The following is a 13767-nucleotide window of genomic DNA, read 5'->3' as shown; positions in this document are numbered from 1 at the left end:
CCAATGGGCACCTGGCTGCAAGCGGCCGACCATGAGCACCAATAACAAGAACGCGGAACAGGCCATGAGCAAGGCAGATGCTTTCACCCAGGCAGGCAAGACAGCCGTGCTGCAGAACATACACGGCACCATGCAGTTTCTGCAAAAATTCCCGCCGTTCAATCAGATGGAAAACGCTCACCTGGCCTATCTGGTCGAGCAGTGCCAGCTGCGCTTCTACGCTGCCGGTGAAAGCATCATCAAGCCTGGCGACGGACCGGTGGAGCACTTTTACATCGTCAAACAGGGTCGGATCGTCGGCGAGCGTCCGCATTCTGCCAAAGGCGGTACGGAAACGACATTTGAAATAACCACGGGTGAGTGTTTTCCGCTCGCCGCCCTGCTCGGCGAGCGTGCCACCCGCACCGAGCATCTGGCTGCCGAGGACACCTTCTGCCTGCAATTGAATAAGCAAGCGTTCATCAAGCTGTTCGCGCTCTCCACAACTTTTCGCGACTTTGCCCTGCGCGGGGTCAGCAGCCTGCTGGATCAAGTCAATCAGCAGGTCCAGCAGCGCGCCGTCGAAACCCTCGGCACGCAATACTCTCTGAACACCCGGCTGGGTGAACTTGCCATGCGCCATCCGGTGATGTGCAGCCCGGAAACGCCCATGCGCGACGCCGTGAAGCTGATGCATGAGCAGCAGGTAGGCAGCATCGTGATTGTCGACGAGCGGCAGGCGCCGCTGGGTATCTTTACCCTGCGCGACCTGCGTGAGGCGGTTGCCGATGTGAATGCCGACTTCAGCGCGCCGGTCAGGCACACCATGAGTCTGTCACCGTTCCACCTGAGCCCGGACGCCAGTGCGTTCGACGCCGCCATCGCCATGACCGGACGCCATATCGCCCACGTGTGCCTGGTCCGGGACGGGCGGTTGTGCGGCGTGGTGTCGGAGCGGGATCTGTTTTCCCTGCAACGGGTCGACCTGGTGCACCTGGCGCGGACCATTCGCAACGCGCCACGCATCGAAGCGCTCACCGGCTTGCGCGGCGATATCGTCCAGCTGGTCGATCGCATGCTTGCCCACGGCGCGTCTTCGACGCAGATAACCCAGATCATCACCCTGCTCAACGATCACACCGTATGCCGGGTGATCGAGCTGACGCTTGCAGAGAGAGGCGACCCTGGCATTGCGTTCAGCTGGCTGTGTTTTGGCAGCGAAGGCCGTCGCGAGCAGACGCTGCATACCGATCAGGACAACGCCATTTTGTTCGAAGCGCGCGATGCCGCAGAGGCAGAGCAGATTCGCAAAGTACTGCTGCCAATTGCCGAACGCATCAACCAGAGCCTGGCGCAATGTGGATTTACCTTGTGCAAGGGCAACATCATGGCCGGCAATCCCGACCTGTGTCTGTCACAACTTGAATGGTCACAGCGTTTCTCGACATTTATTCGCGAGGCGACGCCGGAGAACCTACTGGCCTCGAGTATCTATTTCGATCTGCGCGTGGTCTGGGGTGATGAAAGCGGCGGCGAGCAACTGCGCCGCGGCATTCTTGATCAGGTCGCAGACAACCGGCTGTTCCAGCGCATGATGGCCGAGAATGCGCTGCGCCAGCGTCCGCCGGTGGGTCGTTTCAAGGATTTCGTGCTGGCCCGCAAAGGCAGTGAAAAGGACACCCTGGACCTCAAGGTCGAAGGCCTGGCGCCCTTCGTCGACGGGGCGCGCCTGCTGGCACTGGCCAACGGTATCGGCGTGAGCAACACGCAGGAACGCCTGCGCCAACTGGTCGAGCGCGAAGTCATCGACCCGCTCGACGGTGCTGCGTATGAGGAGGCCTATCACTTCATTCAGCAGACCCGCATGCAGCAACATCAGCTGCAGAGTCGCCAGAATCTGGCTTATTCCAACCGCATCGACCCCGACACACTCAACCATCTGGACCGGCGCATTCTGCGCGAATCGTTTCGCCAGGCGCAGCGATTGCAAACCAGCCTGACCCTGCGTTATCAACTATGAATCTGTTCGAATGGCTCAAGCCACGGCCGAAAAAAACGCCTTTGCATGCACATCAACTGGAGCGCCTCGAACGACTGCCGGTGTGCGCGAACCTCAGCGGCACACCGCTGCGTGAACAGCGCTGGGTCGTGCTGGATCTGGAAACCAGCGGCCTGAACATGAACCGTGATCAGGTGCTGTCCATGGGTGCGGTGGTGATTGAAGACGGCGCCATCGATCTGGGCCAGCAGTTCGAGCGCACGCTGTTGCGCGTCGACCACAAGATCAGCCCCGCCGTTCTGATTCATGGGCTGGCGCCCAGTGCGATTGCCGCGGGCAGTGAGCCGGTCGAGGCTTTGCTGGACTTCATGGAGTTCGTCGGTGACAGCCCGATCCTCGGCTTTCACGCGCCATTCGATCAGCACATGCTGTCGCGTGCCTTGAAGGAAAGCCTGGGCTATCGCTTGCAGCATCCGTTTTTCGACGCTGCCGAAATAGCTCCGATGCTCTGCGAGCACGCCAACCTGCGTCATGCCGGGCTGGATGACTGGACCCGTTTCTTTGGTCTGCACGCCGAAGAGCGTCACCACGCCAGCGCCGATGCGCTGGTCACCGCAGAACTGGCGCTGATCCTGTTCAGCCATGCCCGTCGCCAGCAGATCGACAGCCCCTTGCGGCTGGAGGAAGCACTCGGGCAATGGCGCAGACGCAGACAGTCGCATTCGTTCTGAGTGCGACTGGGTCAGCGCCTCACATTCAGTTCGGGGCGATGGTCTTGGCGATCACATCCACCGTCGCTTCGACCTGCTCCCGGTAGCGCTTGAGCTCGACCTTGTGCAATTGCTCAAGCTCGATCTGCTGCGAACAAAGGTTCAGCGCAGCAAGGACCAGCAGACGGTCACCGATCAACGTCGGGTATTTGCGCTTGGTGTCGGCCAGCGACGCATTAAGCATCGCAGCGGCCTTCATGAGGGTCAGGTCTTCGCCAGCCGGCGCCTTGACCGAGTACTCATTGCCCAGAATAGTGAGGACGGTTACACCGCTGCCATCGACGTTCATGCGCCGACAGCACTTGCGCTGGTCGCGCGATCAACCAGTGCCTGGATGCGCGCGGCAGTGCTGCCATGCTTCTCTTCCTGCTCCATCAGACTCAGTTGCAAGTTCTCGTTCTCGTCCTTGGCTTTTGCCAGCTCGGCACCGAGCTGTGCATTTGTTTCCTGAAGGGCCTGGTTCTGCTGCACCAGATCGCCGACAAGTTGTTCCAATTGGCTAAGGGAGGCTTCCAACATTTTGATTTCTCGAGCAAATTTCAACGGGCGCGTACGATAAAGAAAAGTCGCTGCGCATACCAGCGCTCAGGCTTCGATACCGCTCTGTCATGACATCGACATGTCGATAACGTAGACGCGTAGGGGGCTGTGACTGCGTATTCGGTATCCGGTTCCTGCTGTTCGTCAGACTGCCTGAAACTGCGACAAATGCGCGCAGCCAATGGGCAGACTGCCATCGCAGAAAAAGCCCCCGCCCCGTCTTTTCAAGGGGTTGCGCCCGATCCGCGAGAGCAATGAAGAATTCGTCACGATTAAGTCACAGGCGATACGTGCCTATTAACTCAAGACTTCAGTCGCACGTCCGATAGGCACCCCACTCACGGCTTTATCCCCGTCTCTAAATCGCATGGAACGCGTAAATGACCCTGGAAGCTTTCTATGTCCCTGCGAAATATGAACATCGCGCCCCGAGCGTTTCTTGGATTTGCCATGATCGGCACCCTCATGCTGATTCTGGGCGTCTTTGCACTTTCACAGATGAGCAAGATCCGCGGCGCCACCGAGGTGCTGGCCGACAGCAACGTGCCCAGCATCAAGAGCCTCGATCGCTTCGCTGAAGTCAGTATTCGTCTGCGGGTATTGTCCTACCGATTGCTGGTCAATCGCGATCCGGAAACCCAGCAGAAAACCATCGAACTGATGGCGATGCGCAACAAGCAGATCACTGACGCTCAGACCGTTTACGAAAAGCTGATCAGCGCGCCCGAAGAGCGCAACCTCTATAGCCAGTACGTGCAGTTGCTGGGGCAGTATCGCCAGCTTGAGGATCGTCTGAAGACGCTGAGCCGTGCGAACAACATCGACCAATTGCAGGAGTTGCTCAACAACGAAATGGTCAGCAACTCCGACCAGATGAACGTTGTGCTGCGCAAACTGGTGGAGATCAATACGGCGCAGTTGAATGAGGTCAAGGAACAGGCTTCCAGCGAGTACGACTCGGCATTCAATATGGTGATCGGACTGCTGATCGCCGCCACCCTGCTGACCCTCGTGTTTGCCTGGATGCTGATCAAGAGCATTACCACACCGATTGCCACCGCACTGCTTGCAGCAGAGACCATCGCGCAAGGCAATCTGACCCGGCCGATCAGTATCGATGGCACCGATGAAGCCGGTCGTCTGCTGCTGGCCATGAAAACCATGCAGGACAAGCTGCGCGATACCTTGCAGGGTATTTCCGGCTCGGCCACGCAACTGGCCTCGGCAGCCGAAGAGCTGAATGCTGTCACTGACGAAAGCGCACGCGGGCTGGTGCAGCAAAATGATGAAATAGAACAGGCAGCCACTGCGGTCAACCAGATGACCAGTGCCGTGGAAGAAGTTGCGCGCAACGCCACCAGCACCTCGCAGGCCTCGCGCAGCGCGGCCACCTCTGCGGGCGATGGCCGCGACCTAGTTCAGGAAACCGTCAGCGCCATCGAACGCATGAGTGGCGACGTGCAAGGCACTGCCGAGCTGATCATCAGCCTGGCCAATGAATCGCGCGATATCGGCAAGGTGCTCGACGTGATTCGCGGCCTGGCCGACCAGACCAACCTGCTGGCATTGAACGCCGCCATCGAAGCCGCGCGCGCCGGTGAAGCAGGACGTGGCTTTGCCGTCGTCGCCGACGAAGTCCGTGCCCTGGCCCATCGCACCCAGCAATCGACCAGCGAAATCGAACGCATGATCAGCAGCATTCAGACCGGCACGGAACAGGCCGTCAGCTCGATGCGCAACAGCACCGAACGCGCCGAATCGACCCTGAACATTGCAAAGGGCGCGGGCCAGGCATTGAACACCATCAACAGCGCCGTGGAGGAAATCAACGAACGCAACATGGTCATCGCCAGCGCCGCCGAAGAACAGGCACAGGTCGCTCGCGAAGTGGACCGTAACCTGGTCAACATCCGCGACCTCTCGGCACAATCCACCAACGGCGCCAACCAGACCAGCGCAGCCAGCACCGAGCTGTCACGCCTGGCAATCGACCTCAACGGCATGGTGGCGCGCTTCGCGCTTTGATGCTTGAAAACGGGCGTTTTATTTCCGGAAGATATGTTGTGTGAAAGCCAGTCTTCGCGAACAAGTTCGCTCCTACGCCCTACGGGCAGAAGCAAACCGTGATCCCCAGCTTCTGGCCGCAGGCCGTAGGAGCGAACTTGTTCGCGAAAGCTGCCCGTGCCTCAAACCCAGATAGCATCCCACAGCGGGTAATCCCCAAGCTTTTTAACCAAGCCCGCACGTAAAGGATTGGCCACGATATAACGGGCTATCGGCGCAATATCCTTTTCGTCGCGGATTGCTCTGTCGTGGTACCCGGATTGCCACAAAGCGTGAGGACGGACACACAGTTTTCCAACTGCAATCGAGCTTCGGGCCTTTAATTGTTTCATCAAACTGGGCAAATCACCGGCCTTGAGTTCAAAAAGCCAGTGGAGATGGTCAGGCATGACTACCCATGCCATAGACTTGACAAGCCCCTGCTCTTCGCAACGCTTCATTTCTCGTACGAGCAGCCGTCCCAGCTGTATTTCGGCGAACACAGGTACACGGCCCTTCGTTGCTGAAGTGACCATGTAAATCTGACCAACTGCCGAGTATCTGCCTTTGCGCAGGTGCCGTGTCGTTGCGCAATGAGGCATTCCATCGCCCTCCAGAACCGGTTCAACGTTGAACCTTAGCGTCTGTAGGGCGATGAACAGAGCGAATGTTTTACAGCCTGTGAGAGATGCTTTCTCGTCGTGGGCATTTGCAAACCGGACGTTTTGTTACAGCCTCACACTCGCAAACGTCGACTCATTACGCGCCTGACTCAAGGCCGACATCGGCCCGGACAACGGGGCGAGCACCAAGGCCTGCGGGATTGGCATCATGGCAACCTGCTGTGCGGTGTTGGACCCTACGCGCTCGTCACGCGGCGGGATGCCGAAGTATTCGCGGTAGCATTTGGAGAAGTGCGGCGTCGACACGAAGCCGCACACCGACGCCACTTCGATGATCGACATCGGGGTCTGCTTGAGCAGTTGCCGGGCGCGAATCAGGCGCAGTTTCAGGTAGTAGCGCGAAGGCGAACAATGCAGGTATTTCTGGAACAACCGCTCCAGCTGCCTGCGTGAAACGGCGACATACACAGCCAGTTCGTCAAGATCGATCGGCTCCTCGAGATTGGCTTCCATCAGCGCCACGATTTCCTGCAGCTTCGGCTGATTGGTACCGAGCATGTGCTTGAGCGGCACGCGCTGATGGTCCTGTTCGTTGCGAATGCGCTCGTAGACGAACATCTCGGAAATGGCTGCCGACAACTCGCGCCCATGATCACGACTGATCAGGTGCAGCATCATGTCCAGTGGTGCGGTGCCACCCGAGCTGGTGAAACGGTTGCGGTCCAGCGTGAACAGCCGGGTGCTCATCGACACCCGTGGAAAGGCTTCCTGCATCGAAGCCAGACATTCCCAATGCACGCTGCACTCGAAACCATCCAGCAGGCCCGCGCACGCCAGCGCCCAACTGCCGGTGCACACCGCGCCCAGACGACGCGACTGACGTGCCTGGCTCTGTAGCCAACTGACGTGTTCACGCGTGACGGAGCGTTGAATACCGACACCGCCGCAGACGATAACCGTGTCGAGCAAAGGAGCCTTGTGCATTGCCGCATCCGGCGTGATCTGCAGACCATCGCTGGCCCAGACCTGTCCGCCGTCGACACTCAGCGTGGTCCAGCGATACAGCTCGCGGCCCGACAACTGATTGGCCATGCGAAGGGGTTCTACCGCCGATGCGAGGGAGATCAGGGTGAAGTTATCCAGCAGCAGAAAGCCGATGGACTGTGGCGCGCGGTTCTGGGGTTGAGTCCCTTGATTGAACGATGTCATCACACTATCTCCTCTCATATGGCAATGGTTGGCCCCAGAACAGGCTCTTCTTGTAGCCCTCGTCATTGCAGGGCCTGGTGATGACATCGCAAATCCCATGCCGGAAATTGATCGCTCATTCAAGAACACCTGAAAACGACGTCGCGAAGCGTCTAACCGGCTGCGACCCACGTACCTGTCAGCGACGCCAAGGCCGCCGCAGGCGCAGTTCGATGAGCAGTTCGGTAGCACTTGGCGGAAACGACCAAGGGGCCTTCGCACGCCAAGTGCTACTCAAGGCACATCCCGATAAAACCCTGCCGAGGGCAGGCGTTCGCGCTAAAAAGTGGCGGCCTGCAGGGCGCGTGATCGAAAAGCGCGCAGCCGCCCAAAATGGCATGCGACCGGGCATGACCACTGCCGGATCTGACCCGATAATGAACTTGTCGGCGTTACCCCCCTCCAAAAGACCGCGTTCGCGCAGGCACCGACCTGCCAACCGACCGCTGCCGAACTGCGCAGCGACTGTGTAACGTACTGGCCGTTTTTTCGCAGTTCCGACACTGCAACCGGGCGTGCGTACGATGCAACGAATCTGTAAGCGACCTTGCGCGCACTGGATACGACGCCTCCTGCACTGGATACGACGCCCCCTGTAGGCGTTTGATTTTCCCTGTTACATGATCGGTTCCGACTCGATCGCCCGGCGCAGTGATGGAGCTTCGCGAAAAGCCTCGCCAACCCATAAGCCGCGTCAGCGTTCACCTGCTGATGACCAGAAGAAACTCACAGGAGTCCACCCATGAAAGGTTCCAAATCGTTGCTGTTGGCCGCCACGCTCTGTATGCCGGTGCTCGCTCAGGCAGCCGAGCCAGAGGCCTGTCATACGGTCAACTTCTCCGACGTAGGCTGGACTGACATTACCGTCACCACTGCGGTAACCAGCGCCGTACTCGAGTCACTGGGTTACAAGACCAAGACCACCATGATTTCCGTACCGGTGACCTACAAGTCGCTGGCTGACGGGAAGAACATGGACGTGTTCCTCGGCAACTGGATGCCGACCATGGAAAACGACATCAAGCCCTATCGCGAAGCAGGGACCGTCGAAACCGTGCGTGCCAATCTGGAGAACGCCAAGTACACCCTGGCTGTCCCGGAAGCGCTCTATAACAAAGGCCTGCATGACTTCGCCGACATCGCCAAATTCAAGAAGGAACTGGGCGGCAAGATCTACGGGATCGAGCCTGGCAACGACGGCAATCGCCTGATCCAGAGCATGATCGACAAGAACGCCTTCGGCCTGAAAGATGCAGGCTTCAAGGTTGTTGAATCCAGCGAAGCCGCAATGCTTTCGCAGGTCGACCGCGCCGTGAAACGCAAGAACGATGTGGTGTTCCTCGGCTGGGAACCGCATCCGATGAACACTCGCTTCAAGATGAAATATCTGACCGGCGGCGATGACTTCTTCGGCCCCAACTATGGCCAGGCGACCATCTACACCAACACCCGCAAAGGCTACAGTCAGGAGTGCAGCAACGTAGGTCAGCTGCTCAAGAATCTGTCCTTCACGCTGGACATGGAAAGCAGCCTGATGGGCAATGTGCTGGACGACAAAATGAAGCCTGATGCCGCCGCCAAGGCGTGGATCAAGAAAAACCCGCAAGTACTCGACACCTGGCTCGCAGGCGTGACCACCGTCGATGGCAAGCCAGGCCTGGAGGCAGCCAAAGCCAAGTTGACCCAGTAAGCCGACAGCAGGCGGGGCTGACCCGCCTGCTGCCCTCTTCACCTTCCGCAAGCGGACACCCGAAATCATGCTGACTGACCATAAAATCCCTCTGGGCGAGTACATCGCCGCATTTGTCGATTGGTTGACGGCCAACGGCGCCGATTACTTCGACGCGATAGCCTCGACACTGGAAATGATGATCCACGGGTTCACTTTCGCGCTGACCTGGTTCAATCCATTCGTACTGATCGGCCTTATCGCCGCCCTCGCGCACTTCATCCAGCGCAAGTGGGGCCTGACGGTTTTCGTCATCCTTTCGTTTCTGCTGATCCTCAACCTGCATTACTGGCAGGAGACCATGGAAACCCTGGCACAGGTGCTCTTCGCCACACTGGTGTGTGTCGTCATCGGCGTGCCGCTGGGCATCATTGCCGCGCACAAGCCGCTGTTCTACACCATCATCCGGCCGCTGCTCGACCTGATGCAGACCGTGCCCACCTTCGTCTATCTGATTCCGACACTCACGCTGTTCGGTCTGGGCGTGGTACCCGGTCTGATCTCGACAGTGGTTTTCGCCATTGCCGCGCCGATTCGCCTGACTTACCTGGGTATCCGTGATGTACCTCAGGAGTTGCTGGATGCCGGCAAGGCCTTCGGCTCATCACGCCGCCAGTTGCTGACACGCATTGAACTGCCCTACGCGATGCCCAGCATTGCAGCCGGGATTACCCAATGCATCATGCTGTCATTGTCGATGGTGGTCATCGCGGCCCTGGTCGGCGCCGACGGCCTGGGCAAGCCAGTGGTCAACGCGCTGAACACAGCCGACATCGCGCTCGGTTTCGAAGCCGGTCTGGCAATCGTATTGCTGGCCATCATGCTCGACCGCATCTGCAAACAACCCGAAGCCAAGGTAGGGTCCGACGCATGAGTATCATCAAATTCGACAAGGTAGACGTCATCTTCTCCAAGGACCCGCGTGAGGCCCTCAAGCTGCTCGACGAAGGCCTCACGCGTGACCAGATCCTCAAGAAAACCGGACAGATCGTCGGCGTCGAGAACGCCAGCCTGGATATCGAGAAGGGCGAAATCTGCGTGCTGATGGGCCTGTCGGGCTCCGGCAAATCCAGCCTGTTGCGCTGTATCAACGGTCTCAATACCGTCAGCCGTGGCTCGCTGTTCGTCGAGCATGAAGGCTCACAGATCAACATCGCCAACTGCAGCGCGGCCGAACTGAAAATGATGCGCACCAAGCGCATTGCCATGGTCTTCCAGAAATTCGCCCTGATGCCCTGGCTCACGGTGCGCGAAAACATCAGCTTTGGCCTCGAAATGCAGGGTCGCCCCGAAAAGGAACGGCGCAAGCTGGTGGATGAAAAACTCGAGCTGGTGGGCCTGACCCAGTGGCGCAACAAGAAGCCCGACGAGCTGTCTGGCGGCATGCAGCAGCGAGTGGGCCTGGCGCGGGCCTTGGCGATGGATGCCGACATCCTGCTGATGGACGAGCCGTTCTCGGCGCTCGACCCGCTGATCCGCCAGGGTTTGCAGGACGAACTGCTCGCCCTGCAAACCAAGCTGAGCAAGACCATTGTGTTCGTCAGCCACGATCTGGATGAAGCACTGAAGCTCGGCAGCCGGATCGCCATCATGAAAGACGGCCGCATCGTGCAATACAGCGTGCCAGAGCAGATCGTGCTCAATCCGGCAGACGAATACGTGCGCACCTTCGTTGCACATACCAACCCATTGAACGTGCTGTGCGGTCGCAGTCTGATGCGCACCGTCGACGAGTGCACCCACGTCAACGGTTCGGTGTGCCTGGACCCGAGCGGCGACTCATGGCTCGATCTGGCCGAAGGCAACGTGATCAAAGGCGCGCGGCAAGGTGCCACGGCCCTCGATCTGCAGAACTGGGCCCCCGGTCAGGACGTCGCCACCCTGGATCGACGCCCTACGCTTGTGCATTCCAACATTGGCATGCGCGACGCGCTGCAGATCCGCTACCAGACCGGCAACAAGCTGGTCCTGCAGGACGGCAATAAAGTGGTCGGCATTCTGGGTGATACCGAGCTGTATCACGCATTGCTGGGCAAAAACCACGGCTGACAAGGCCTGAAACCGACAAGCCCGCTCAACCGCGCTGGACTCATCCAGCCGGGAGCGGGCTTTTTTCGTCTGCAGCGTTGTCACGGGTAACTCCCTTCCGCTATTTCTGCTCCCTCCGCCGCCATGTCGTAAACGCACCTTTGTGTGGCGTCCATAGGCATTTGGCGTCTTCGGTCCGGCCCTACCATCGCTCTCAGAGGGCTCTGTTCAGCCCGAACGACAAGTCAGGCGCCGCGCCGCCGCTGGGAGATCCGCGATGTTCAGCAAGCAAGACCAGATTCAGGGTTATGACGATGCACTGCTGTCGGCGATGAACGCCGAGGAGCAGCGTCAGGAAGACCATATCGAGCTGATCGCCTCGGAGAACTACACCAGCAAACGCGTGATGCAGGCGCAGGGCAGCGGCCTGACCAACAAGTACGCAGAGGGCTATCCCGGCAAGCGTTACTACGGCGGTTGCGAGCACGTCGACAAGGTCGAGCAACTGGCCATCGAACGCGCCAAACAACTGTTTGGTGCCGACTACGCCAACGTTCAGCCGCACTCCGGCAGTCAGGCCAACGCAGCGGTCTATCTGGCGCTGCTCCAGGCCGGCGATACCGTGTTGGGCATGAGCCTGGCGCACGGCGGTCACCTGACCCACGGCGCCAAGGTCAGCTTCTCGGGCAAACTCTATAACGCCGTGCAGTACGGCATCGACACCGCGACCGGGCTGATCGATTACGACGAAGTCGAGCGTATTGCCGTCGAATGCCAGCCGAAAATGATCATTGCCGGCTTTTCGGCCTACTCCAAGACCCTGGACTTCCCGCGCTTCCGCGCAATCGCCGACAAGGTGGGTGCCTACCTGTTCGTCGACATGGCGCACGTTGCCGGTCTGGTTGCCGCCGGTCTTTATCCGAATCCGTTGCCCTACGCAGACGTGGTCACCACCACGACCCACAAGACCCTGCGCGGCCCACGCGGCGGCCTGATCCTGGCCAGGGCCAACGAGGAGCTGGAAAAGAAATTCAATTCCGCCGTCTTCCCCGGTGGCCAGGGCGGCCCGCTGATGCACGTCATTGCCGCCAAGGCGGTATGTTTCAAGGAAGCCATGGAGCCCGCCTTCAAGGCCTATCAACAGCAGGTCATCGACAATGCACAAGCGATGGCGCAGGTGTTCATCGATCGGGGCTTCGACGTGGTCTCCGGCGGCACCGACAACCATCTGTTTCTGGTCAGCCTGATCCGTCAGGGCCTGACCGGCAAGGACGCAGATGCGGCGCTGGGGCGTGCGCACATTACCGTCAACAAGAACTCGGTGCCCAACGACCCGCAGTCGCCGTTCGTGACGTCCGGCCTGCGCATCGGCACACCGGCCGTGACCACACGCGGCTTCAAGGTGACCCAGTGCATCGAGCTGGCAGGCTGGATCTGCGACATCCTCGACAACCTCGGTGATGCCGATGTCGAGGCTGACGTTGCCAGCCAGGTCGCCGCCCTGTGCGCCGATTTTCCGGTTTATCGCTGAGTCAGGAGTAGCCTCACATGCAGCATTACTCAGGCTTCGGCCTTCTCAAGCATTCCCTCAGCCACCATGAAAACTGGCAGCGCATGTGGCGCACGCCGACCCCGAAAAAGGTCTACGACGTGGTCATTGTCGGCGGCGGCGGGCACGGCCTGGCGACGGCCTACTATCTGGCCAAGGAGCACGGCATCACCAACGTGGCCGTGGTCGAGAAAGGCTGGCTGGGCGGCGGCAACACGGCTCGCAACACGACCATCGTGCGTTCCAATTACCTGTGGGACGAGTCTGCCCACCTGTATGAACATGCGATGAAATTGTGGGAAGGCCTGTCCCAGGACCTGAACTACAACGTCATGTTCTCCCAGCGCGGCGTCTACAACCTGTGCCACACCCTGCAGGACATGCGCGACTCCGAGCGCCGCGTCAGCGCCAACCGGCTTAACGGCGTGGACGGCGAATTACTCAACGGCCAGCAGGTCGCCGAGGAAATCCCGTACCTGGACTGCTCGAAAAACACCCGCTATCCGATCATTGGCGCAACGGTTCAGCGCCGTGGTGGCGTCGCCCGTCACGATGCGGTGGCCTGGGGCTTCGCCCGTGCGGCCGACGCGCTGGGCGTTGACCTGATTCAGCAGACCGAAGTCATCGGCTTTCGCAAGGAAAACGGCGTGTGCATCGGAGTGGAAACCAACAAGGGTTTCATCGGTGCCAAACGGGTCGGCGTGGTAACCGCCGGCAACTCCGGGCACATGGCCAAGCTGGCAGGCTTCCGTCTGCCCATCGAATCGCATCCGTTGCAGGCACTGGTCTCCGAGCCGATCAAGCCGATTATCGACAGCGTCATCATGTCCAACGCGGTACACGGCTACATCAGCCAGTCCGACAAGGGCGACCTGGTGATCGGTGCCGGCATCGACAGTTGGGTCGGCTACGGCCAGCGCGGCTCGTACCCGGTGATCGAACACACCATCCAGGCCATCGTCGAGATGTTCCCGGTACTGTCCCGCGTGCGCATGAACCGTCAATGGGGCGGCATCGTCGACACCACGCCGGACGCCTGCCCGATCATTTCCAAGACCCCGGTGCCGAACATGTTCTTCAACTGCGGCTGGGGCACAGGCGGCTTCAAGGCCACGCCGGGCTCGGGCAACGTATTTGCCGCCAGCCTGGCCAAGGGCGAGATGCACCCGCTGGCCAAGCCGTTCTCCATCGACCGTTTCCACAACGGCGCACTCATCGACGAACACGGCGCTGCAGCCGTAGCCCACTAACAGGAGAAC

The 13767-nt window shown here is 59.7% G+C and carries 12 protein-coding genes; 8 read left to right on the top strand and 4 right to left on the bottom strand.

The genetic code is table 11. The features are described from left to right. Positions 1 to 31: 31 nt before the first annotated feature. The gene (locus tag ACW55A_RS24310) at positions 32 to 1999 is read left to right on the top strand and encodes a DUF294 nucleotidyltransferase-like domain-containing protein (RefSeq protein ID WP_498811691.1); all 1968 of its coding nucleotides are present in this window, start codon (positions 32 to 34) and stop codon (positions 1997 to 1999) included. Further along, positions 1996 to 2709: a 3'-5' exonuclease gene (locus ACW55A_RS24305; RefSeq protein WP_003372461.1), complete on the top strand. Its 714-nt coding sequence runs from the start codon at positions 1996 to 1998 to the stop codon at positions 2707 to 2709. Before ACW55A_RS24310 ends, ACW55A_RS24305 begins: the two co-directional genes overlap by 4 nt. A 25-nt stretch (positions 2710 to 2734) precedes the next feature. On the opposite strand, the gene ACW55A_RS24300 is transcribed toward ACW55A_RS24305, so the two are convergent. Then, a complete protein-coding gene (locus ACW55A_RS24300; protein WP_003316170.1) occupies positions 2735 to 3037 on the bottom strand; it encodes a cell division protein ZapA in 303 nt (100 codons plus the stop codon). Then, positions 3034 to 3267 (bottom strand): hypothetical protein, encoded by a 234-nt coding sequence (locus tag ACW55A_RS24295; protein ID WP_003316169.1) that lies wholly within the window; start codon positions 3265 to 3267, stop codon positions 3034 to 3036. Before ACW55A_RS24295 ends, ACW55A_RS24300 begins: the two co-directional genes overlap by 4 nt. Positions 3268 to 3687: 420 nt before the next feature. On the opposite strand from ACW55A_RS24295, the gene ACW55A_RS24290 reads away from it, so the two are divergent. After that, positions 3688 to 5313, top strand: coding sequence for a methyl-accepting chemotaxis protein (locus tag ACW55A_RS24290; protein ID WP_003432575.1), 1626 nt, complete (start codon positions 3688 to 3690; stop codon positions 5311 to 5313). Positions 5314 to 5474: 161 nt separating this feature from the next. Here the strand turns inward: ACW55A_RS24290 and ACW55A_RS24285 are convergent, their stop codons facing one another. Beyond that, entirely contained in the window at positions 5475 to 5933 is a 459-nt protein-coding gene (locus tag ACW55A_RS24285; protein ID WP_161428982.1) for an REP-associated tyrosine transposase, read from the bottom strand. A gap of 126 nt (positions 5934 to 6059) precedes the next feature. Then, positions 6060 to 7163: a choline metabolism transcriptional regulator GbdR gene (gene gbdR / locus ACW55A_RS24280; protein WP_003432573.1), complete on the bottom strand. Its 1104-nt coding sequence runs from the start codon at positions 7161 to 7163 to the stop codon at positions 6060 to 6062. A gap of 781 nt (positions 7164 to 7944) precedes the next feature. Here gbdR and ACW55A_RS24275 point away from each other — a divergent pair. From ACW55A_RS24275 to ACW55A_RS24255, 5 genes are all read left to right on the top strand, one after another. After that, the gene (locus ACW55A_RS24275; RefSeq protein WP_003432571.1) at positions 7945 to 8892 is read left to right on the top strand and encodes a choline ABC transporter substrate-binding protein; all 948 of its coding nucleotides are present in this window, start codon (positions 7945 to 7947) and stop codon (positions 8890 to 8892) included. 67 nt (positions 8893 to 8959) lie between these two features. Beyond that, positions 8960 to 9805 carry a choline ABC transporter permease subunit gene (gene choW, locus ACW55A_RS24270; protein ID WP_002555599.1) on the top strand — a complete coding sequence of 282 codons (846 nt, stop codon included), beginning with the start codon at positions 8960 to 8962 and terminating at the stop codon, positions 9803 to 9805. Beyond that, a complete protein-coding gene (choV, locus tag ACW55A_RS24265) occupies positions 9802 to 10980 on the top strand; it encodes a choline ABC transporter ATP-binding protein (protein ID WP_044309129.1) in 1179 nt (392 codons plus the stop codon). The genes choW and choV overlap by 4 nt, the downstream gene beginning before the upstream one ends. 256 nt (positions 10981 to 11236) lie before the next feature. Beyond that, positions 11237 to 12490, top strand: a complete 1254-nt coding sequence (gene glyA / locus ACW55A_RS24260; protein WP_003432565.1) for a serine hydroxymethyltransferase — start codon at positions 11237 to 11239, stop codon at positions 12488 to 12490. Positions 12491 to 12507: 17 nt separating this feature from the next. Next, positions 12508 to 13758: a sarcosine oxidase subunit beta family protein gene (locus ACW55A_RS24255; RefSeq protein ID WP_003411874.1), complete on the top strand. Its 1251-nt coding sequence runs from the start codon at positions 12508 to 12510 to the stop codon at positions 13756 to 13758. Positions 13759 to 13767 lie beyond the last annotated feature (9 nt).

Source organism: Plantibacter cousiniae (nom. nud.), assembly GCF_977070315.1.
The sequence above is the reverse complement of the archived record's forward strand: the minus strand, read 5'-3'. Positions and strand labels throughout refer to the sequence as shown.

Bases quoted from the DNA above. Each gene is read 5' to 3' on its own strand.
- ACW55A_RS24310 (WP_498811691.1), top strand. From the start codon at position 32: ATGAGCACCAATAACAAGAACGCGGAACAGGCCATGAGCAAGGCAGAT.
- ACW55A_RS24305 (WP_003372461.1), top strand. From the start codon at position 1,996: ATGAATCTGTTCGAATGGCTCAAGCCACGGCCGAAAAAAACGCCTTTG.
- ACW55A_RS24300 (WP_003316170.1), bottom strand. From the start codon at position 3,037: ATGAACGTCGATGGCAGCGGTGTAACCGTCCTCACTATTCTGGGCAAT.
- ACW55A_RS24295 (WP_003316169.1), bottom strand. From the start codon at position 3,267: ATGTTGGAAGCCTCCCTTAGCCAATTGGAACAACTTGTCGGCGATCTG.
- ACW55A_RS24290 (WP_003432575.1), top strand. From the start codon at position 3,688: ATGTCCCTGCGAAATATGAACATCGCGCCCCGAGCGTTTCTTGGATTT.
- ACW55A_RS24285 (WP_161428982.1), bottom strand. From the start codon at position 5,933: ATGCCTCATTGCGCAACGACACGGCACCTGCGCAAAGGCAGATACTCG.
- gbdR (WP_003432573.1), bottom strand. From the start codon at position 7,163: ATGACATCGTTCAATCAAGGGACTCAACCCCAGAACCGCGCGCCACAG.
- ACW55A_RS24275 (WP_003432571.1), top strand. From the start codon at position 7,945: ATGAAAGGTTCCAAATCGTTGCTGTTGGCCGCCACGCTCTGTATGCCG.
- choW (WP_002555599.1), top strand. From the start codon at position 8,960: ATGCTGACTGACCATAAAATCCCTCTGGGCGAGTACATCGCCGCATTT.
- choV (WP_044309129.1), top strand. From the start codon at position 9,802: ATGAGTATCATCAAATTCGACAAGGTAGACGTCATCTTCTCCAAGGAC.
- glyA (WP_003432565.1), top strand. From the start codon at position 11,237: ATGTTCAGCAAGCAAGACCAGATTCAGGGTTATGACGATGCACTGCTG.
- ACW55A_RS24255 (WP_003411874.1), top strand. From the start codon at position 12,508: ATGCAGCATTACTCAGGCTTCGGCCTTCTCAAGCATTCCCTCAGCCAC.